This is a genomic window from Chromobacterium sphagni (assembly GCF_001855575.1).
Classification (GTDB): Bacteria; Pseudomonadota; Gammaproteobacteria; order Burkholderiales; family Chromobacteriaceae; genus Chromobacterium; species Chromobacterium sphagni.
Window position 1 is genome coordinate 2,331,146 of the sequence record NZ_MKCS01000001.1, and the last position, 22,350, is coordinate 2,353,495.

Annotated in this window: 12 protein-coding genes; 7 read left to right on the plus strand and 5 right to left on the minus strand. The window is 64.3% G+C overall.

Annotated elements, in window-relative coordinates; translation table 11 throughout:
* Window positions 1-5: 5 nt before the first annotated feature.
* Window positions 6-2,087, minus strand: a complete 2,082-nt coding sequence (gene flhA, locus BI347_RS11075) for a flagellar biosynthesis protein FlhA (RefSeq protein WP_071112620.1) — start codon at window positions 2,085-2,087, stop codon at window positions 6-8.
* A 6-nt stretch (window positions 2,088-2,093) separates the two neighbouring features.
* Window positions 2,094-3,260, minus strand: a complete 1,167-nt coding sequence (gene flhB / locus BI347_RS11080; protein WP_071112621.1) for a flagellar biosynthesis protein FlhB — start codon at window positions 3,258-3,260, stop codon at window positions 2,094-2,096.
* Between the two features lie 138 nt (window positions 3,261-3,398).
* Between flhB and BI347_RS11085 the strand changes: the two genes are divergently transcribed.
* The 5 genes from BI347_RS11085 to BI347_RS11105 all read left to right on the plus strand — a co-directional run bounded on the left by BI347_RS11085 (window position 3,399) and on the right by BI347_RS11105 (window position 11,596).
* Complete coding sequence (locus BI347_RS11085) at window positions 3,399-4,193, plus strand: thymidylate synthase (protein ID WP_071116398.1); 795 nt, start codon at window positions 3,399-3,401, stop codon at window positions 4,191-4,193.
* Window positions 4,190-4,687 carry a dihydrofolate reductase gene (locus tag BI347_RS11090; protein WP_071112622.1) on the plus strand — a complete coding sequence of 166 codons (498 nt, stop codon included), beginning with the start codon at window positions 4,190-4,192 and terminating at the stop codon, window positions 4,685-4,687. Before BI347_RS11085 ends, BI347_RS11090 begins: the two co-directional genes overlap by 4 nt.
* Window positions 4,688-4,958: 271 nt before the next feature.
* On the plus strand, window positions 4,959-8,414 hold the full coding sequence (locus BI347_RS11095) for an alpha/beta fold hydrolase (protein WP_071115883.1): 3,456 nt from the start codon (window positions 4,959-4,961) through the stop codon (window positions 8,412-8,414).
* 76 nt (window positions 8,415-8,490) lie between these two features.
* Window positions 8,491-10,377 carry a c-type cytochrome gene (locus BI347_RS11100; RefSeq protein ID WP_071112624.1) on the plus strand — a complete coding sequence of 629 codons (1,887 nt, stop codon included), beginning with the start codon at window positions 8,491-8,493 and terminating at the stop codon, window positions 10,375-10,377.
* Between the two features lie 31 nt (window positions 10,378-10,408).
* The gene (locus BI347_RS11105; protein WP_071112625.1) at window positions 10,409-11,596 is read left to right on the plus strand and encodes a metallophosphoesterase family protein; all 1,188 of its coding nucleotides are present in this window, start codon (window positions 10,409-10,411) and stop codon (window positions 11,594-11,596) included.
* Window positions 11,597-11,640: 44 nt separating this feature from the next.
* On the opposite strand, the gene BI347_RS11110 is transcribed toward BI347_RS11105, so the two are convergent.
* From BI347_RS11110 to BI347_RS11120, 3 genes are all read right to left on the minus strand, one after another.
* Window positions 11,641-12,309: a GntR family transcriptional regulator gene (locus tag BI347_RS11110; RefSeq protein ID WP_071112626.1), complete on the minus strand. Its 669-nt coding sequence runs from the start codon at window positions 12,307-12,309 to the stop codon at window positions 11,641-11,643.
* Window positions 12,310-12,678: 369 nt separating this feature from the next.
* Window positions 12,679-13,380 (minus strand): bifunctional 2-polyprenyl-6-hydroxyphenol methylase/3-demethylubiquinol 3-O-methyltransferase UbiG, encoded by a 702-nt coding sequence (gene ubiG, locus BI347_RS11115; RefSeq protein ID WP_071112627.1) that lies wholly within the window; start codon window positions 13,378-13,380, stop codon window positions 12,679-12,681.
* 4 nt (window positions 13,381-13,384) lie between these two features.
* Complete coding sequence (locus tag BI347_RS11120; protein WP_071112628.1) at window positions 13,385-14,704, minus strand: TRZ/ATZ family hydrolase; 1,320 nt, start codon at window positions 14,702-14,704, stop codon at window positions 13,385-13,387.
* A gap of 257 nt (window positions 14,705-14,961) precedes the next feature.
* On the opposite strand from BI347_RS11120, the gene BI347_RS11125 reads away from it, so the two are divergent.
* Complete coding sequence (locus BI347_RS11125; RefSeq protein ID WP_071112629.1) at window positions 14,962-17,772, plus strand: EAL domain-containing protein; 2,811 nt, start codon at window positions 14,962-14,964, stop codon at window positions 17,770-17,772.
* A gap of 219 nt (window positions 17,773-17,991) precedes the next feature.
* Window positions 17,992-22,347 carry an EAL domain-containing protein gene (locus BI347_RS11130; protein ID WP_071115884.1) on the plus strand — a complete coding sequence of 1,452 codons (4,356 nt, stop codon included), beginning with the start codon at window positions 17,992-17,994 and terminating at the stop codon, window positions 22,345-22,347.
* The last annotated feature ends 3 nt before the right edge of the window (window positions 22,348-22,350 follow it).

The window sequence follows — 22,350 nt, forward strand, 5'->3', positions numbered from 1 at the left end:
GTCGATTAGCCCTTGCTACCGCCGATTACCGCAATTATACGAATGGATTTATTGTCCGGGATCTCATTATGCGAAATCACACGCAGTTGCGGCAATGCCCGGCGCAGAAAGCGCGCCAGCAGGGGCCGCAGACCGGGTGCGGTCAGCAGTACCGGATTGTAACCCTGAATCTCCACCTGTTCGGTCTGTTGCGCGGCGCTCGACAGCAGGTTTTCCGCCAGGCCGGGCTCCAGGCCGCCGCCTGCCTTCGATTGCACCGCCTGCATCAAGACGTTTTCCAGCGCCGGCTCCAGCGTCATCAGCGGCAGTTCCGCCTCGCCGGGGAACAGCTGCTGCACGATCACCCGCGACAGCGCGGTGCGCACGGTGCTGGTCAATTCGTCCACATCCTGATTGGCGGGGAGGTGATCGGCCAGCGTTTCTATGATGGTGCGGAAGTCGCGGATGTGGATGCCGTCGTTCAGCAGTTGCTGCAGCACCTTTTGCAGCGTGCCCACCGGCACCACCTTGGGAACCAGGTCTTCGATCAGCTTCGGCGACTCCTTGGCCTGATGGTCGATCAGCGCCTGCACTTCCTCGCGGCCCAGCAACTCCGCCGCATGGGTTTGCAGCAAATTGGAAATATGGGTGGCGACCACGGTGCTGGCGTCCACCACGGTATAGCCCAGCGACTGCGCCTCTTCCCGCTTGCCGGCGTCTATCCACACCGCCGGCAGGCCGAAGGCCGGGTCGGTGGTGGCGTTGCCGGCGATTTCCTTGCTCACCCGGCCGGGGTTGATCGCCAGGAACTGGCCGATATAGGCCTCGCCCTTGCCCAGCTCCACGCCTTTCAGCAGGATGCGGTAGGCGTTGGGCTTGATTTCCAGGTTGTCGCGGATGTGCACTGGCGGCACCAGGAAGCCCAGATCCTGAGCGATCTTCTTGCGGATGCCGCGGATGCGGCGCAATAGTTCGCCGTCCTGGGTGCGGTCCACCAGCGGAATCAGCCGGTAGCCCACTTCCATGCCTAGCTGGTCCACGTGCTGGACATCGTTCCAGCTGACTTCCGCGCCTTGCTGTTCCGGCGCCGGCGGCGGCAGCGCCGCCTGCTGCTCGCGCGCCAGCTCGCGCTGGTGCCGCTGCTCCATCGTCCTGGCCAGCGCCAGCAGCGCGCCGGCGATCAGCAGGAAGGACAGATGGGGCATATTGGGGATCAGGCCTATCATGCCTATCACCGCCGAGGTGATGTACAGTACCTGCGGCTTGGTGAACAGCTGGGTCAGGAACTGCTCCGACATGTCCTGATCGGTGCCGACGCGCGACACCACGATGCCGGCGGCGGTGGAGATGATCAGCGCCGGAATCTGCGCCACCAAGCCATCGCCTATGGTCAGCAGCGTGTAGGTTTCGGCCGCCTGGCCCACCGGCAGGTCGTGTTGCACCACGCCGACGATCAGGCCGCCGATGATGTTTATCAGGATGATCATAATGCCGGCCATCGCGTCGCCGCGGACGAATTTGGAGGCGCCGTCCATCGCGCCGAAGAAGTTGGCTTCCTCGGCGATGGTGGAGCGGCGCTTGCGGGCCTCGTCCTCGCCGATCAGGCCGGCGTTGAGGTCGGCGTCGATCGCCATCTGCTTGCCGGGCATCGCGTCCAGGGTGAAGCGGGCCGACACTTCGGCGATGCGGCCGGCGCCCTTGGTGATCACCACGAAGTTGATGATAGTGATGATGACGAACACCACGATGCCGATGGCGACGTTGCCGCCCACCAGAAAGTGGGAGAACGATTCGATCACCTTGCCGGCGGCGTCCGGTCCGGTATGGCCTTCCAGCAGCACCACCCGGCTGGAGGCGACGTTCAGCGACAGCCGCAGCAGGGTGGTGACCAAGAGCACCGACGGGAAGGACGAGAAGTCCAGCGGCTTCCTGACGTTGATCCCAACCAAGAGCACGATCACCGACACCGCGATGTTGAAGGTGAAGAAGATGTCCAGCAGCACCGGCGGCAGCGGCAGCACCATCATCGTCAGGATCAGGATGATGAGCAGCGGCCCGGCGAGCTGGGAGATCTTGAGGCTTCTGAGGATCTGTAGGATGGAGTCCATGCTGGCTTATAGGCTTTCTTCAGGCGCCGAATCTTGCGGACGTTTGCTGTAGGGGTCAAGCTCGGCGGGCACTTCGAGCTTGTCCGGGAACACCGGCGCCATGCCGCCGACCGCCTGGTACTGCTGCAGCTGGAATATGTAGGCCAGCACCTGGGCCGCCGCCGCGTACAGCGGCGCGGGGATGTCCTCGCCGAGTTCGGCGTTGAAGTACAGCGCCCGGGCGAAGCTGGGCGAGCGCATCACCGGCACGCGGCAGTCCTTGCCGGTGTCGATGATCTTCTCCGCCAGCTTCAGCGAGCCCTTGGCGATCACCTGCGGCGCGCGCATGCCTTCGTCGTACTTGAGCGCCACCGCGAAGTGGGTCGGGTTGGTGACGATTACATTGGCCTTGGGCACTTCCTGCATCATGCGCTTTCTCGCCGCTTCGCGCTGCATCTGGCGGATGCGGCCCTTCACTTCCGGCGAGCCTTCCGCTTCCTTGTATTCCTGCTTGACCTCTTCCTTGGTCATGCGCAGCTTCTTGTAGTAGGTCCACAGCTGGTAAGGAACATCCAGCGCCACCAGCAGGATCATCGCCGAGGCGACGATGAAGAAGGTGTGGATGATCATGTCGGTCATCTTCAGTATGCCGGATTCGAGCGGCATCGCCAGCAGACCGATGATCTCGCCCCGTTCGCGCCAGATATACCAGGTGGCGATGCCGCCGATCAGCATGCTTTTCAGGATGGCCTTCAATCCCTCGGCGGCGGAGTTCAGCGAGAACAGCCGCCCGATGCCGGGCAGCGGATTGAGTTTGCCGAAATTGGGACCCACCGCTTTCAGGGTGAGGTTCCAGCCGCCGATCAGCATGGGCACGAACAGCGCCACCAGCGCCAGGCCGGCGAAGAACGGCGCCAGCTGCCACAGCGCGCCGAAGATCGCCTCCTTGAAGCGCAGCAGCACCGGCTCGGTGCTTTGCACCGTGCTCTGGTCGAATGTCAGCAAATGGCGCATGGTGTCGCCGAGAAAGCTGGCCATCTTGCCGCCCAGCACCATCAGCAACGATACGCCCGCCATGGTGACGGCGAACGTCGACAGCTCCCGCGAGCGGGGGATGTTGCCGTCTTCCCGCGCCATCGAAAGCCGTTTGGCTGACGCGGGTTCGGTGCGTTCGAGGTCGGAATCTTCTGCCATGGGCTCGCTTTAATAATGCTTTTGTCTTGATTTTAAACTGAATGGTAGCCTATGCCGGGGCGTTCCGGCCAGCATCGCCGCCTCGCCTGTCCGCGGCGCAGGCGGTACAATACAGTGATTATCGATGGGATCGCCAACATGCAACAGTACCTCGACCTGATGCGCCATGTGCTGGAACATGGCCACGACAAGGCCGACCGCACCGGCACCGGCACGCGTTCGGTGTTCGGCTACCAGATGCGCTTCAATCTGGCCGACGGTTTCCCGCTGGTCACCACCAAGAAGTGCCATCTGCGCTCCATTATCCACGAACTGCTGTGGTTTCTGTCCGGCGACACCAATATCGGCTATCTGAAGGAAAACGGCGTGTCGATCTGGGACGAGTGGGCCGACGAAAACGGCGAGCTCGGCCCGGTCTACGGCTACCAGTGGCGCAGCTGGCCGGCGCCGGACGGCCGCCATATCGACCAGATCAGCCAGCTCCTGGACATGATCAAGAAGAACCCGGACTCGCGCCGGCTGATCGTGTCGGCGTGGAACCCGGCGCTGGTGGACCAGATGGCGCTGCCGCCCTGCCACAGCCTGTTCCAGTTCTACGTGGCCGACGGCAAGCTGTCCTGTCAGTTGTACCAGCGTTCGGCCGACATCTTCCTGGGCGTGCCGTTCAATATCGCCAGTTATGCCTTGCTGACCATGATGGTGGCGCAGGTGTGCGGTTTGGAGGCCGGCGACTTCGTCCACACGCTGGGCGACGCCCACTTGTACAGCAACCATCTGGAGCAGACCCAGCTGCAATTAACGCGCCAGCCGCGTCCGCTGCCGACAATGAAGCTCAATCCGGCGGTAAGAGACCTGTTCGCCTTCCGTTTCGAGGACTTCGCGCTGGAAGGCTACGACCCGCATCCGCACATCAAGGCACCGGTGGCGGTATGACGACAAGCAAGAAACCGCGGCTGACGCTGGTGGCCGCCATGGCCGCCAACCGCACCATAGGCATAGAGAACCGCCTGCCCTGGCGTTTGCCGGAAGACCTGAAGCATTTCAAGGCGGTGACGCTGGGCAAACCGGTGGTCATGGGCCGCAAGACCTGGGATTCCATCGGCCGGCCGCTGCCAGGGCGGCGCAATATCGTGGTGACGCGGCAGCAGGGCTGGCGCGCCGAAGGCGCCGAGGCGGCGCATTCGCTGGACGAGGCGCTGGCACTGGCGGGCGACGTGGAAGAGGTGTGCCTGATAGGCGGCGCCGAGTTGTACCGCCAGGCGATGGCGCGGGCGGACAAGCTGTGCCTGACCGAGATCGCCCAGCCTTTCGATGGCGACGCGCACTTTCCGGCCTTTGCCGCCGAAGACTGGCGCGAAGCCGCGCGCGAGGCGGCGGTGGGCGCCGGCGGCTTGGCCTACGCCTTTGTCGAGTATCTGCGCCGCTGAGTGCGTTGGGCCCGTCCGGGCCTGCTGTTGCGCCAGATGCCGGGCCGGGAGCATGCGCTCCCGGCTTTTTTTGCGGCCTTGGCATGTCATGCGCCGTTTGTCGCGCATTAATTATTGATATGGGAATTTTTTTGATCTAGAGCGAATATTAGGCGTTACAAAACGATAACGCTGCCGGCCTGGCCGGCATCGCGCTCGCGCAGCCTGGCTGCGCCGCGCCTTCTGCATGGTATTCGTGGCCTGAAGTCCGATTCGGTACAGGAGCACGAAAATGGCGCGCATTGCTACCCCCATCAGCGAGATCAAGGCGCATTATGAAGTCGTGGTGATCGGTTCCGGCTACGGCGGCGGCATCGCCGCTTCCCGGATGGCGCGGGCCGGCCGCAGCGTCTGCCTGCTGGAGCGCGGACGCGAGATCATCCCCGGCGAATACCCGGCGACGCTGGCCGAGGCCACGCCGGAATTCCAGGTGCACCATCCGGACGGCCACCTGGGCTCGCGCACCGGCCTCTACGATCTGCACGTCAATCCGCAGCAGAACGTCATGGTCGGCTGCGGCCTGGGCGGCACCTCGCTGATCAACGCCAACGTCTCGCTGCAGCCTGAGCCGCAGGTGTTCGAAGACCCGCGCTGGCCGCGCCTGCTGCGGGAACACGCCGACACCCTGCTGAAAGACGGTTTCCTCCGGGCGCGGGACATGCTGCGGCCCAATCCTTACCCGGACGCCGCGCCGGCATTGCCCAAGCTGCAGGCCAGCCAGAAATCCTCGGAGCGGCTCAAGGACAAGCACAGCTTCTACCGGCCGCCGATCAACGTCACCTTCGAGCCGCTGCCGGACGGCCGCAACCACGTCGGCGTCGAGCAGCAACCGTGCAACTACTGCGGCGACTGCGTTTCCGGCTGCAACAACAAGGCCAAGAACACCACGCTGATGAACTACCTGCCCGACGCGTGCAACCACGGCGCGGAAATCTTCTGCCAAGCGTCGGTGCGCTACCTGCAACGCGACGGCGACGGCTGGATCGTGCACTACCAGTACGTCGGTACCGGGCGGGAGGCATTCGACGCGCCGACGCTGTTCGTCAAGGCCGATATCGTCATCCTGTCCGCCGGCACGCTGGGCTCCACCGAGATTCTGCTGCGCTCGCGCGATCAAGGTCTCTCGCTGTCCGGAGGGCTGGGCAGGCATATGAGCGGCAACGGCGACATCCTGAGCTTCGGCTACAACAACGACGACAGGATCAACGGCATCGGCTTCGGCAGCCATTCGGCCAGGGAGGTCGGTCCGGTGGGACCTTGTATCACCTCCATCATCGACCTGCGCGACGAGACCGACTGGCGCAAGCGCATGGTGATAGAGGAGGGCTCGATTCCCGGCGCCATCGGCGGCATGATGGCGCCGGCGATGGCCGCGGCGGCGGCCGAACTGGGCCAGGCGGCGGAGGCCGGGGCGCTGGCCAAGCTGAAATACGCCGCGCGCGAGGCCGACAGCGCGCTGCGCGGGCCCTACCACGGCGCGATGAACCGGTTGCAGACCTATCTGATCATGAGCCACGACGACGGCGCGGGGACGATGGCGCTGGACGGACATGACCAGCTGCGGCTCGACTGGCCAAACGTGGGTGAGCAGCCCAACTTCAAGATCGGCAACGACAGGCTGCAGGAGGCCACCCGGGCGCTGGGCGGCATCTATGTGCGCAACCCGATCTGGACCGATCTGTTCAAGCACAGCCTGATCACCGTGCACCCGCTGGGCGGCTGCGTGATGGGCGAGGACGCCAGCCAGGGCGTGGTCAACCACAAGGGCCAGGTGTTCAGCGGGACGAGCGGGCGCGATGTCTATTCCGGCCTGTACGTGACCGACGGCTCGGTGATTCCCACTTCGCTGGCAGTCAATCCGTTGCTCACCATTTCCGCGCTCAGCGAGCGGGCGATGGCGCTGCTGGCCGCCGACCACGGCTGGAAGATCGACTATACGCTGCCATCGGCTTCCCGCCGCGCCGAACCGCAGTCGGACAAGCCGGGCATCGAGTTCACCGAGACGATGAAGGGCTTCTTCTCCACCGCCCACCGCCAGCCGGCCGGCGCCGATCTGGCCGCCTACCAGGCCGCCTGGCAGGCTGGCAAGGACGCGGGTTCGACGATGGGCTTTACCGTCACCGTGGCGTCGGACGATCTGGACCGGCTGATTTCCGACTCCAGCCATCCGGCCGCCATCGTCGGCACGCTGGAGGCGCCGGCGCTGTCACCGTTGCCGCTGACCGTCACCCACGGCGTGTTCAACCTGTTCGAGACGTTTCCCGGGCAGGTGGGCGTGCGGCGCATGAACTACCAGATGCGGCTGACGGCCGAGGACGGCGGCGAATATTTTTTCAACGCCTTCAAGTGGGTGCCGAGCAATCACAGCGTGCTCAGCGTGTGGTCCGATACCAGCACGCTGTACGTCACGGTATGCCGCGGCGCCGACGGCGGCGGCGAGGTGGTGGGCAGCGGCGTGCTGCGCATCGCGCCGGCCGACTTCGCGCGGCAGATGGCCACGATCAAGGTGCTCAACGTCTCCAGCGAGGCGGAACGGCTGAAGCGGATGGCCCGCTTCGGCGAGTATTTCGCCGGCGCGCTGTGGGAGAGCTATGGCGGCGTGCTGGCGCCCAACATCTATTTCAACCCGGACTCAGCGCCGCGCAAGAAGCGTCCGCTCAATGTCGGCGCGCCCGAAGTGCTGTTCTTTCCGACCGACGATGGCGTCAACTTGCGCCTCACCCGCTACCAGGGCGGCGACAAGGGGCCGGTGATGCTGGTGCACGGCCTGGGCGTGGGTTCCAATATCTTCTCCACCGACACCATTTCCACCAATCTGCTGGAGTACCTGTACCAGCGCGGCTACGACGTGTGGCTGCTGGACTTCCGCGTCAGCATCCTGCTGGAGGCCAGCCGGGGGCAGTGGGACGGCGACCAGGTGGCGCGCTACGACTATCCGGCGGCGATCCGGCAGATCCGGCAGGCCACCGGCGCGGCCGATGTGCAGTGCGTGGTGCACTGCTACGGCGCTACCACCTTCTTCATGTCCCTGCTGGCCGGGCTGGAGGGGGTGAGGTCGGTGGTGTGCTCGCAGATCGCCGCCGACATCGTGGTGCCGGCGGCTACCCAGGTGAAGACCGGCCTGCATCTGCCCTCGGTGCTGGACAAGCTGGGCGTGCAATCGTTGACCGCCTACACCGCGTCCGACTCCAACTGGTTCGAGAAGCTGTACGACACCGCGCTGAAGGGCTACGCGCTGGCGGAGGCGCAAGGCTACTGCGACAACCCGGTCTGCCACCGCATCACCTTCATGTACGCGCCGCTGTACCGCCACGAAACCCTGAACGAGACGCTGCACGACAATCTGCACGAGCTGTTCGGCGTGGCGAATATGCGAACCATGGAGCACCTGGCGCGGATGTGCCGCGAGGGGAGGCTGGTGGCGTTCGACGGCGCGGACATCTACATGCCGCACTTCGACCGGTTGCAAATGCCCATTTTGTTCATCAGCGGCGGGCAGAACGAGTGCTATCTGCCGGAGAGCACCGAGCGCACGTTCAACAAGCTAGTGGAGCGTTTCGGACCGGAGCGCTACAGCCGTCTGGTGGTGCCGGGCTACGGGCACATTGACTGCATGTTCGGCAAGAACGCGGCGGCCGATGTCTACCCGGCCATCGTCGCCCATCTGGACAAGACCGCAGGCGGCTGAGGCGAAAGCGCCGGGGCCGCTGGCCGGCCCCGGTCGCGCCTAGGCCATTCGACGCCGTCTTCACAAGGACATTCCCATGGACAAGATTCGTTGCGCGGAATGTGGCGTACGCTGGTTCCAGCGCTTCATCTGGATCGGCATCGCCATCAATATGGTGTTCGCCATCCCGGCGCTGTTCTGGCCGGACTATCTGAACAGCAGTTTCGGCCTGCCCAGCCAGGCGGTGTACCCGTGGCTGCAGAACGCCGGCATGCTGCTGGTGGGCGTCAGCCTGTTCTACGCGCCCGCCGGCATCAACGCCGCGCGCTATCCGGTGTATTCCTGGCTGTGCGTGCTGTCCCGGTTGATTGCGGTGGCGTTCTGGATTTACCTGATCCAGACCTCCGGCTATCCGGACGCCTTCCAGCCGCTGTTGTACACCGACGGCGCGATGTTCGTGATTCTGGGCGTCTTGCTGTACATCGGCCTGCCGGCGGAGCAGCGGCCGTGGCCATTGATCCTCGCCGGCCTGTGCGGCTTGTGGCGCTGCCTGGCCAAGTGCTTTGCCGGCGCCTGCCGCAAGATCGCCATCGTTGTGGTGCTGGTGTTGGCCTTCGTCGGCTACGAGACGTGGGCCAATCTGCTGCGCGAGGTGCCGCAGCCTGCGCTGCAGTCGGACGTCGAGCATTTCAAATACGCCGCCATCGGCCTGGGACAGGACGCCCGCATCCCTCTGTACGTGTTCGCGGTGCTGCCGCAGGTGTGCGCGCAGCGCATGCCCAGGATGGGCAGCGGCTGGCAGACTTTCGGCTTCATCTACGAGGGCGGGCATGATTTGCCGATAGGCCTGGCCAAGCGCCAGATAGGCTATCCGTCGGTGGAGCCCAACTGCGCGCTGTGCCACACCGGCATGTATCGCAAGAGCGCCGACGACGTGCCGGTGCCGGTGCCCACCGCGCCGGCGGCGCTGCTGGATCTGGAGTCGTTCCAGTGGTTCCTGTACGACTGCGCCGGCGATCCTGACTTCAAGGGCAAGGTAATGGACGCGATCGAGCGGCATTACGATCTGGGGCCGATCGAGAAGTTGTTCTACCGCTTTCTGATCGTGCCGGCCACCCAGCAGGCCTTCCTCAAGCAGGAGAAGCAGTACGCCTGGCAGAAGCTGCGGCCGCTGCAGGGGCCGGGCCGCACCGATACCTTCAATCCGACCAAAATGGCGATCTTCGGCTTCCCGGATGACTCCACCATCGGCACGGTGGATCTGCCGCAGATCTGGAATCAGAAGCCGCGCGAATCGTTGTACCTGCACTGGGACGGCAACAACAACGACATCCATGAGCGCAACTACGCCGCGGCGATGGCGGTGGGGGCGACGCCGCAGTCGGTGCTGCCGGCCGAGTTCAAGCGCGTGACCGATTGGCTGCTGACGCACGAGCCGCCCAAGTGGCCGTTCGGCGGCCTCGACCAGGTGCGGGTGGCGCGCGGGCGGACGCTATGGGAGCAAAACTGCGCCAGTTGCCATGACTTCGGCAAGGTCGCCACCGGCCAGGTGACGGTGGGCCTGGACGAGCTGGGCACCGACCCGTACCGCGTCAATTCCTTCACCGTCGGCCTGGTGGACAAGTTCCACCAGTTCAGGAAAGCGCCGTTCGATTTCGGCGCTTACCGCAAGACGCAGAGCTACAGCAACACGCCGACCGACGGCATCTGGCTGCGCGCGCCGTATCTGCACAACGGCTCGGTGCCGACGCTATGGGACCTGCTGCAGCCGCCGGACAAGCGGCCCAAGACGTTCTACCGCGGCTCCAGCGTGTTCGACACCCGCAATGTGGGCTTTGCCAGCGGCGGACCGGACGCCAGCGGGGGCGGCTACTTCAGGTTCGATACCCGTTTGCCGGGCAACCACAATACCGGCCACGCATACGGCATCCACTTGAGCGACGGCGAAAAGTGGGACCTGATCGAGTACATGAAGACCCTGTAGCGGGTTTGGAGAGCAGCATAGGAGGTGTGCGATGAGCGTGTTTGACGACTGGAAGAGCCGGATCGAGAGCGATCTGGCCGATGCCGAGCAGAGCCTGCAGCAGAAGAAGCAGATGCTGGCGCGATTGCAGCAAGTGCACGATCAGGTGTGGGATGTGATCAACAGCGGCTCCACCTCCCCGGCCTGCATTCCGTGGGAGTTCGCCCATGGCCTGTCCATCCTGGAGGGCGTGCTGGACGGCAAGCCGCTTCCCACCACCGAGGCGGAGTTGCCCACGCGGGTGATGGACGACGGCACGCTGCTGGGCTGCCGCAAGTGGGAGTTGCTGGACCCGCTATGGGGCGAGGCGCTGGTGGCGTGGTTCGAGCGCCTGCAGAACCGCGCCCCATGGGCGGCGACGCCGGCCCGTTTGGCCATTGCGAACCAGGTCAGCTTCAACATCGCCGGCGACTGGGGCAGCGGCGACTATATCGCCGGCAAGGTGGCGGCGGCGATGGCCGGGCAGCCGGCGGATTACACCATCCATCTGGGCGACGTCTATTACGCCGGCTCCAGCCCGGACGAGGCGCGCGATTTCTCCGGCTGGCCGGCGGGCGCGAGCGGCCAGTTTTCGCTCAACTCCAACCACGAGATGTACAACGGCGCGCTGGGCTACTACCAGGAGCTGGCGCAGCGCTTTCCCCTGCAGCAGGGCACCGGCTATTTCAGCCTGTACAACGCCAACTGGCTGATCGTGGGCCTGGACACCGCTTATTGGTCGGACAAGTACGCGCTGTACATGGACGGCGCGCTGGGCGACGAGCAGGCAGCCTGGCTGAAGCAGACGGCCGCCGGCTGGAAGGGCAGGATCATGCTACTGTCGCACCATGCGGGCTATTCGATGGACGGATCGGCGACGACCGCGCTCTACGACGAGGCGGTGGCGGCGCTGGGGCGCGTGCCGGACTACTGGTACTGGGGGCATCTGCATAATGTGATCTGCTACCAGCCGCGCAACGGCATGCTGGGACGCTGCATCGGCCACGGCGCCATTCCCTACGGCCCGGCCAGCGTTCTGAACGGCAAGCCGCAGGTGGCGTGGGCGGAAACGCGCTCGGCGGACGACAGCCAGTATCCGGAGCGGGTGTTGAACGGTTTCATCCGCCTGGAGCTGAATGGCAGCGTGCTGACGGAGACCTTGTACGACGAGAACGGGCAGCGCCGCTGGCCGTCGCCCTGACTCGGCGCGCAAGATCGAGCGGCAAGGGCCTGCGGCGATGCGGCTCAGCCCTTGCCCTCCAGCGCCTCGGCCGAGGTTTGCGCCAACTGGCTGTAATCCTGGCCGAATACCGCCACCATCTGCTTGAGCCGGCTGGTGTCGCGGGCGATCAGCGTTTTCAGCAGGCTTTCCAGGAAGTGGTAGGTGCTGTTCATCTGGCTCTTGCCGGCGCGCAGTATCGCGTACAGGCAGCGCTGGGTCAGCGGCAGCATGTCGTTCAGGGTATCGGTCAGGTAGCGGTTGTCGGCGTGGCGGTACAGCGCCGACAGGAACTCTATGCCGTGCTCGTAGAAGGCCTGCAGCTCGTCGCGGCGGTTGTCCTCCTCCAGCTGCGCCATCAGCTCGATGAAGCGCGCCAGGTCGTCGTTCTGCCAACAGGCGGCCAGGTTTTGCACCACGCGGTCCAGCAGCAGGAACCACAGGTCGAAGAAGTCGCGCACGTCGCGCGCGCTGATGCTGGCCACCACCGCGCCGCGCCGCGGGAAGATGTCCACCAGGTGGCGGCGCTGCAGGATAAGCAAGGCCTCGCGCACCGAACCGCGGCTGACCTCCAGTTCGGCGGCGATGCGTAATTCCTGGATGCGTTCGCCCGGCTTCATGTCGCCCTGGATGATCTGTGTGCCTAAGTATTGAGCGATCTGCTCGGTCAGCAGGTCGTTGGCCTTGAAAGTCATGAATCATCTCCGGAAAGCGGTTTTTTCGTTTTCATAAGTATTGTACGGCATGGCAATGCCGGATTGTCCGGCAATATTCTGTTGGTCAGCCGGTTTGTATCCAAAAGCAGCGGCCATGCTTGTCCGCGACACTGCCATGTCGCCGAGCGCGCATCACGCCGCCCAGCCTTGGGGCGGCCATGATATCAACCAGATGGTTAAAACGCATGTTTTGATGTTGTGTTGACCGGTAGGGCGGCTTTTTTCTGCCGTTGAGCACGGTTTTGGCGAAAAAGACTGCCAGAGGGTGGAAAAAGCCAAGATCGGTGCGCGGGCAGGCAAAAGGCCCGGCGGACGGCCGGGCCTTGGGGGGGAGGGGCCGTCGGCGGCTCAGGCTGCCGGCAGGCGGGTGGCCATCAGGTAGTTGACGGCGGTGTCGTCGTTCAGCGAGTAGATGCGGGTGAGCGGGTTGTAGGCCATGCCGCTCAGCGTGTGCAGCTCCAGCCCGGCGTGGCGAGTCATCCGGCCCAGCTCCGACGGCTTGATGAAGCGGGCGTATTCATGCGTGCCGCGCGGCAGCATGTTGAGCACGTATTCCGCGCCCACCACCGCCAACAGATAGGCCTTGGCGTTGCGATTCAGCGTGGAGAAGAACACCCAGCCGCCGGGTTTCGCCAGCGCGGCGCAGGCGCGCACCACGCTTTGCGGATCGGGCACATGCTCCAGCATTTCCATGCAGGTGACCACGTCGAAGCTGGCCGGCATCTCGGCGGCCAGCTCCTCCACCGGCACGCAGCGGTAGTCGATGGGGACCCCGGACTCCAGGCTGTGCAGCTGCGCCACCTTCAACGACTTTTTCGCCAGGTCGATGCCGGTTACCTGAGCACCCTGCAAGGCCATGCTCTCGGCCAGGATGCCGCCGCCGCAGCCCACGTCCAGCACCTTCTTGCCGGCGATGGACGCGTGGCGGTCGATGAAGTCCAGCCGTAGCGGGTTGATCTCGTGCAGCGGCTTGAATTCGCTGTCCTTGTCCCACCACTTGTGCGCCAGCTGGCTGAATTTGTCGATTTCGAGTTCGTCTACATTGCTCATGGTGTCACTTCGCCAGGATGCGGTTGCGCCAGTCGTCGGCACGGGCTTTCAGGTTGGATTCGTCCAGTGTGGCCAGTTTGCGGCCGGCCATCAAGGCGCGGCCCTTGACCCAGACGTGGCTGACCTGCTCGCGGCCGGCGGCGTACACCACGTGCGAGATCGGGTCGAAGGCCGGGGCGGTTTCCAGCGCCGACAGGTCGATGGCGATCAGGTCGGCCTGCTTGCCCACCTTGACCGAGCCCACCTTGTCGGCGATGCCCAGCGCGCGCGCGCCGTTGAGGGTGGCCATGCGGATGGCGGTGGCGGCCGGCACCGAGGTCGGATCCAGCGAGCCCACCTTGGCCAGGAGCGCGGCCAGGCGGGTTTCCGCCAGCATGTCCAGCTTGTTGTTGGAGGCGGCGCCGTCGGTGCCTATGCCCACCGCGATGCCGGCGGCCAGCATCTTGGGGATGGGGGCGATGCCGGAGGCCAGCTTCATATTGGAGGCCGGGTTGTGCGCCACCGATACGCCGTGCCTGGCTGCCAGTTCGATTTCGGCGTCGTTCAGGTGCACCATGTGGGCGGCGATCAGCCGCGGCGACAGCAGGCCCAGCTCCTTGAGGCGGGCCAGCGGACGCTGATGGTGCTCCTTGACGCTGTTGCTCACCTCGTCCGCGGTTTCGTGGATGTGGCAGTGGATCAGCATGTCTTCTTGCTCGGCCAGCGTCACAACCTTGCGGAAGGTATCGTCCGCTACAGTGTAGGGCGCGTGCGGGGCCAGGGTGAAGGTGACCAGCTCTTCGCCCAGGAACTGGCTGCGCTCGGCCAGGCTCTTGCTGATGTAGTCGTCGGCGTTGCTGGCGTAATTGGTCGGGAATTCCAGGATGGAACAGCCGACGAAGGTGCGCATGCCGGAAGCCAGGCCGGCGCGCGCCATCGCGCCGTTGTAGAAGTACATGTCGTTGATGGTGGTGGTGCCGCCGCGGATCATTTCCGCCATCGCCAGCAGCGCGCCGTCGAAGACGAAGTCGTCGTGCACGTGTTTGCCTTCGGCCGGCCAGATGTGGTTGTTCAGCCAGTCATGCAGCACTTTGTCATCGGCCAGGCCGCGCAGCAGCGTCATCGCCGAGTGGCCGTGTAGGTTGATCAGGCCCGGCATCAGCACGTGGTCGGGCAATTCCAGCCGTTCGTCGGCGTCCAAGGCCGCAGCCTGCGCCGCTGGAACTATTGCGGCAATCCTGCCATCCTTGATCGCGATTGCGTGGTTTTCCAGGATTTCGCCGTCAGCTTCCACTGTGATGATCCAGCGGGCGGAGATAATCTTTTCATAACGTGACTGCGGCATGGCTCATATCCTGAATGCGTGGTCAAAAAGTGTCGTGGATTTTAGGCCCAGCAGGCAGGCAAGGCAATGTGCTGCTTTGATTCCTTAATATTTTCCAGGAACATGCCGCGGATATGCTTGAAAATGACGGTGATGGATGACTGGTGAATATTCCGGCCAAAAGCCCGTCTTTGCCGGTGTATACTGCTGATTGCACAACCGAATTCAACTCAGGGCATTCGATCTCCGACTCTTCGGCGAACAAAGACTAGCGCGACATGGCTCAACAAGCAGACGATAAATCCACTGCCAGCTCTGGCCTGAATCTGAGGGATGTGTTTCTCATTGCCGTGATACTCGGCTTGCTGATTCCCGCCTCCATCATCAGTTATCTCAGCTTCAACATCCAGAAGGACAATCTGACTACCCAGCTGGACACCGACCAGCGCCGTCTGCTCGACATTGTCGCGCTGGGCATGCAGGAGCCGTTGTGGAACCTCAGCCGCCAGGCCGGCAATCCGCTGATCTCGTCGGTGATGGAAGACCCGCGGGTGATTTCCATCCGGGTGACGGATACCCAGTCCAACCAGGTGTTCCTGTCGGCGGTGCGCAGCGAGCGCCGCATCGGCAGCGTGTCCTATGTGGAAAAGCCGGTGATCTACCGCGGCGAGGCCATCGGCCAGGTGACGATGGAGTTCGATAACGAGAACCTGGCCATCGCGCTGAGCAACCAGGTGAAGAACATCCTGATGATCCTGGCGGCGCAGCTGGTGCTGTCCATCATGCTGATCATGAGCATTCTGCACTCGCGCTTCCTCAGCCCGATGCGGCTGTTGACCGAGCAGGCGCGGCTGCTGGCGGAACTGAGGCTGGATGCGCCGTTCGAGTGGTCGCGCCGCGACGAGCTGGGCCGGTTGGGAACCCACCTGGAGTGGACCCGCTCCGAGCTCAAGCGCCTGGTGGACGAATTGCGCGCCAAGACGCTGGCGCTGGAAGCGGACATCGCCCGCCGCCGCGAGGTGGAGGACGCGCTGCGCCGCTCGGAGAACAAGTACCGCGAACTGTTCTGGTCCAATCTCGACGGCATCGTCATCAGCTCGCTGGACGGCCAGGTGATAGACGCCAACCCGGCCTTCCTCAACCTGATGTGCTACAGCCTGGACCAGCTCAAGCAGCAAAACTTCTGGAGCCTGGTGGCGGAGGAGAGCGAGGCGCTGGAGCGCTTCAACCTCGACAACAAGGTGCTGCGCTTCGGCTATTGCGACGAATTCGAGGCCACCTATCTCAACCGCTTCGACAACCAGGTGCCGGTCAGCGTGAAGACGGTGGCGATGCGCGACGCCTTCGGCCGCATCAACGCGGTGTGGCGCATGGTGCGCGACATCTCGGAAAAGCGCGCGGCCGAGGAGCGGGTACAACTGGCGGCCAAGGTGTTCGAGAACACCGTCGAAGGCATCATGATCACCGACGCCGACCGCCGCATCCGCAGCGTCAACCGCGCCTTCACCGAGATTACCGGCTACACCCAGCACGAGGTGCTGGGGCAGAAGACCAGCATCCTGTCCTCCGGCCGCCATGACCAGCCCTTCTACGACCAGATGTGGCAGGCCATCGCCGAATACGGCTCCTGGCAGGGAGAACTGTGGAACCGCCGCAAGAATGGCGAGGTGTACCCGGAATGGCTGGCGATCAACGCGGTGCGCAACAGCCTGGAGGAGATCACCCATTACGTGGCGATCTTCAGCGACCTGACCGAGCGCAAGGCGGCCGACGAGCGCATCCAGTTCCTGGCCCACTTCGACGTGCTCACCAGCCTGCCCAACCGCATGCACATGCAGGACCGGGTGGAGCTGGCCATCCACAACGCGGTGCGCGACGGCCAGCGGCTGGCGTTGCTGCTGCTGGACCTGGACCGCTTCAAGACCGTCAACGAATCCTTGGGCCACTCCGCCGGCGACACGCTGCTGCAGGTGGCGGCCGACCGCATCCGCACGGTGCTGGGGCCGGGCGAGATGCTGGCGCGCCAGGGCGGCGACGAATTCATCGTGCTGCTGCCGCTGATTTCCGATCCGGGCGAGGCGGCGCTGGCGGCGGAGCGGGTGCGCGAGGTGTTCGCCAATCCGATCGAGCTGCACAACCACGTGATCACCATCACCCCGTCCATCGGCATCAGCGTCTACCCGGACGACGGCCGCGATTACGAAACCCTGGTGCGCAACGCCGACGCGGCGATGTACCACGCCAAATCGTCCGGCCGCAACAGCTACAAGTTCTACACCGCCGACCTCAACGCCCGCGCCCGCGAAATCCTGGCCATCGAGAGCCAGCTGCGCTTCGCGCTGGAGCGCGACGAGTTCGTGCTGCACTACCAGCCGCAGGTGGAGATGCAAAGCGGCCGCATCATCGGCGCCGAGGCGCTGATACGCTGGAACCATCCGTCGCTGGGCTTGTTGGGGCCGGTGCGCTTCATCCAGGTGGCGGAGGAGCGCGGCTTCATCGTGCAGATAGGCAACTGGGTGATACGCGAGGCCACGCGCCAGCTGGTGGCCTGGCGCACCGCCGGCCTGCCGGAGCTGACGCTGGCGATCAACCTGTCGGCGCTGCAGTTCCGCCAGCCGGACCTCGCCGAGCAGCTGCAGCACGCGCTGGCCTCCAGCGGCCTGCCGGGCCATGCGCTGGACATCGAGGTGACCGAGAGCATCATCATGGAAGACGCCCAGGCCACCATCCAGACCATAGACAATATGAAGAACATGGGGCTGAGGTTGTCTATCGACGATTTCGGCACCGGCTACTCCAGCCTGTCCTACCTCAAGCGCTTCAAAGCCGACAAGCTGAAGATCGACCGCTCCTTCGTGCGCGACATCCCGCAGGACGCCGACGACAGCGCCATCGCCCGCGCCATCATCAATATGGCCAAGAACCTGAACATGCAGGTGGTGGCCGAAGGCGTGGAAACGATGGAGCAGTGGCAGTTTCTGGAGCAGGAGGGCTGCGACTTCGTCCAGGGTTACCTGATCGCCAAGCCGCTGGCCGCCGACGACTTCGCCGACCTGCTGACCCGCGACAGCCTGCTGCCGCAAAGCTGAGCCTGCCCGCATCCTTTCCATTCCGGCCCGCGCGCCCCGCCCGCGGGCCTTGTCTTTTAGGGAGATGGCTGCCGCCTGTCAAAATCTTGCAGCATTGCCCGGCCGACTTGCCATACTGATAAATATTTCATGGCGCCGGCCGCCGCCGTTCCGGGCGGGCAAGCCTTATTCCATCCCAAGCCTGCAGCATCGGCCTGATGGACCTCGCAAGGGGACGCGATGGCAGCCCATAAGCAGCGCCTAAACCTTATCATTGTGTTGGCCTACATCCTGATCGCGACGATCTGGGTGGTGGTGCCGGATGTGCTGGCGGGCAGGCAGGATGGCCGCGGTGTTTCTCCGGGCAGCCTGGCTTGGGACAGTTTTTTCACGTTTGTGTCCGCTTCGCTGCTGTTTTTGGGCTTGCGCGGATCGCCGCCCGGCCAGCTTGCCGCGCTGGGCCGCCTGGTCTTCTGGCCGCGGGTGTCGGCCAAATATCTCCCCATCCTGATCACGAGCTCATATGCCGCGCTGGCCTTGTTGGCGATGACGGTTCCCGATCTATTGTTTGCGGACATGGGAAGCGAGCGGCTGAAAACCTGGTTGACTGTGGCCTGGGATGCGTTGTTTGTCGGTCTTTCCTCCGCCGCGCTGATATATGGTTTGCGCCGCTTGGGCGGCGACGATGCGGTGGTGGAAGGCTTCGGCCAGCCTCTGCGGCGCGGTTTCGCCTATGGATTCGCGGTGGCCGGCGCGTTGCTGGCGGCGGCGGTGCGGCTCAGCCTGCATCCGGCCTTTGCCCAGCATCACATGACGATGCTGTTCCTGATTCCGATCAGCCTGAGCGCCCTGTTGGGAGGACTGGGGCCGGGACTGACCGCCACCGGGCTGACCAGCGCTTGCCTAGCCTACCTGTTCGTCTACACCGCCGGCTCGACCGAGCACCCTGCCGAGGCGTTCCTGCCGCTGAGCCTGCTGGTGTTGAACGGGGTGATCCTGAGCGTGCTCAGCGAACTACGCCTAAGGGTCCGAACCACGCTGCAGGCCTCGCTGCAGAAATTGCAGACGCAGTCGTGCGAGCTGCAGCAAAGCGACGAGCGCTTTCGCGCGCTGTTTGCCGGCAGTCCGGTGGCGATGGCGATTTCCCGGCAAAGCGACGGCAAGGTTGTGGAGGTCAACGATGCTTTCCTGGAAATGTTCGGCCTGGAGCGGAAGGAGGTGGTGGGGCGCACCACCCTGGAACTGGGCATCTGGAGAGCGCGGGCGGATCGAGACCAGTTGCTGGAAGAGTTGCGTGCCCGTGGCCGGGTAAGCGGCGCGCCGGTGCAACTGGCGCGCGCAGACGGCGGCATCCTGTACGGCCTGATCTCCTTCAAGAAGATAAGTTTCGCCGGAGCGGACTACATCCATGGCGTGGTGCTGGATGTCAGCGCCGGATACCTTGCGCAGAAGGCTCTGGAGAGAAGCGAATACCAGTTCCGGCTGCTGGTGGAGGCCACCACCGATTATGCGTTCTTCTGGCTGGACCCGGAAGGTAGGGTGCTCAGCTGGAGCTTGGGCTCTCAGGGCATCAAGGGTTATACCGCCGAAGAAATCATAGGCCGCCGTTTTGACTGTTTTTATACCGAAGAGGATAGGGCGGATCAGGTGCCGCAGCATTTATTGGAGCACGCGGCGCGCACTGGCCGGGATGAGCATGAAGGCTGGCGGGTGCGCCGCGACGGCAGCCGTTTCTGGGCCAAGGCCATTTTGTACGCGATACGCGGCGAGGACGGCGAGTTATTGGGCTTCACCAAGATCACCCAGAACCTGACGCAGCAAAAGGCGGTGGAGCAGGGGCTGCGCGACAGCGAGGCGCGTTATGCCGGCATGATCCACTCCGCGATGGATGGCATCATCAACATAGACCAGCAGCAGCGGATCACTCTGTTCAATCCCGCCGCCGAAGCCATGTTCGGGCTGACGCGAGAGGCCATGCTTGGCCAGCGGCTGGATCGTTTGCTGCCTGTCCAGCATCGCGAGCGGCATGGTCAACTGGTGGAGGCTTTTGGCAGAACCGGCAAGACCAGCCGGATGATGGGGGGGCAGGGCAGAGTGAAGGTGCAGGGGGTGCGGGCCAATGGCCAGGTTTTTGATCTGGAGGCCTCCATTTCCCAATTGGAAATCAAGGGGGAGATGTCGTTCAGCGTGATCTTGCGCGACGTCAGCGAGCGCGAACGGACGCTGGCGGAGCTGACGCGCCAGTTGCAGCAGTTGGAGTCGCTGAACGATCTGAGCCGGGCGATCCTGGCCGCCCACGATCCTTTCCAGATTGCGCAAGTGGGTTTGCGCCATCTGCGCAAGCTGGTGCCGTTCTGGGGCGCGACGGCGATGATCATCGACTGGGAGGAGCGTTTCGCCAAGGTGTTGGCGGTGGAGCGCTCTCCTGGCTCCAGTTACGACCCGGGGCAGCGCCTGAGCTTGCACAGCTACGGCCTGGACGATCTGGAGCTGTTGGCGAAGGGCCAGGTCTGCCGGGTGGACGACCTGGCCGCATTGCCGCGACGCTCGGTTACCTTGGAGCGGCTGCTGCAACAGGGGATGGGCTCTTATATCCGCATCCCGCTGCTGGCGGAAAACGCCTTGCTGGGCGTGCTGAACCTGGCCTCTAAGGAGCCGGGGGCCTTCAGCGCGGAACAGCAGGACATCGCCGAAGCCTATGCCCGGCAGTTGGCCATCGGGCTGCAGCAATCGCTGCTGCGGGAGCGGGTGGAGCGCCTGAACCGGGTATACGAGGTGCTGAGCCGGATCAATACCCTGATCGCGCGTTGCCACGACCTGGATGAACTGTTCAAGGGCGTCTGCCGCATCGCGGTGGAGGCCGGCGCCTACCGGATGGCCTGGGTCGGAACGATAGACCCGGACAGCCTGGAAGGCAGTGTTGTCGCCGATTGCGGCGTGGAGCGGGATTATTTCCAGAAGATAGAGCTGAGCGCCAGAGACGACTCGCCATTCCGCGACCGGCCTGGCTGCCGCGCCGCGCGGCTGGGCGAGATGGTGGTGTGCAATGATGTGCAGTCGGACGCGTCGCTTGATCCGCTGCGAGCAGATCTGGAAAAGCTCAACGTGAGGGCGGTGTGCTGTCTGCCGATTACCGTGGGCGACAGGACGGCGGCGGTGCTGGCCTTGTTCGCCGGCGACGCCGGCGCTTTCGACAAGCAAGAAATCAGCCTGTTGCGCGAGCTGGGCGGCGACATCGCTTTCGCCATGGAGCACATCCAGAATGAAAAGCGGCTGGATTATCTGGCCTATTACGACAGCCTGACCGGCCTGGCCAATCGCTCGCTGCTGGGGGAGCGCCTGGGCTTGCGGATGGCGGCGGCCGAGCGCAAGGGGGACCGGTTTGCGGTGGTCTTTTTGGACATTGAGCATTTCAAGGCGGTCAACGATGTATTTGGGCGCCAGACCGGGGACAATTTGCTCCGGCTGCTGACCGCAAGGCTGGTCCAGTATTTTGCCGACGACAGCCTGCTGGCGCGCATCGGCGCCGACCAGTTCGCGGCGATACTGCCCGATGCCGGCAATGAGGAGGAGGCCGCCAGGCGGGTGGAACAAGTGCGGCAGTCTTGCCTGGGCGCGACTATGGATGCGGTGGAGGGCAGCGATCTGAGGTTGTCCGCCAAGCTGGGCATCGCCATGTATCCGGACGACGGCCAGGATGCGGCAACCTTGCTGGAGCATGCCGAATCCGCTTTGAAGCGCGCCAAGGCGGCCGGGGAGCGCTTCCTGTTCTACCGTCAGGAAATGACGCAGCGGGCGGTGGCGGCGCTGGCGCTGGCCAACAAGCTCAGGCTGGCGATAGAGCAGGAGCAGTTTGTCCTGCATTACCAGCCCAAGGTGGATGCCGGCAGCAGCCGCGTGGTGGGCGTGGAGGCGCTGATCCGCTGGCAAAGCCCGGAGTTGGGCCTGGTGCCGCCGGCGCAGTTCATTCCTATGCTGGAAGAGCTGGGGCTGATCGTCGAGGTCGGCGCCTGGGTGCTGCGCCAGGCGGCGCGCGACTACCATGCGTGGAGGGCGGCCGGACTGGACGCGCCGAGGATTGCGGTCAATGTGTCGCCGCTGCAGCTCAGGCAGGCGGACTTCGTGTCGGTGCTGCAGGGGGCGCTGGCGCTGTATCCGGACGACATGGGCCTGGCGCTGGAAATCACCGAAAGCCAGATGATGGACGATATGGACTGCAATATCGCCAAGCTGCGCCAGGCGCGCGAGCTTGGCCTGGCGATCGCCATCGACGACTTCGGCACCGGCTACTCATCGCTGGCCTATCTGGCCCGGCTGCCGGTGCAGGCGCTGAAGATAGACTGTTCCTTTGTCCGGGACATGCAGCAGCAGCCGGAAGCGATGACGCTGGTGGAAATGATCATTTCCCTGGCCCACGCCATGGGCCTGGAGGTGATAGCCGAGGGAGTGGAGAGCCGCGAACAGGCGGATGTGCTGACCCGCCTGAGCTGCGATGTGTTGCAGGGCTTCTGGTTCAGCATGCCGTTGCCGGCCGACGAGCTGGCCGCTTATCTGCAGCGCGAGCGGCGCGAGGCCGCCAGCCTGCTGCGCGGCTGAGGC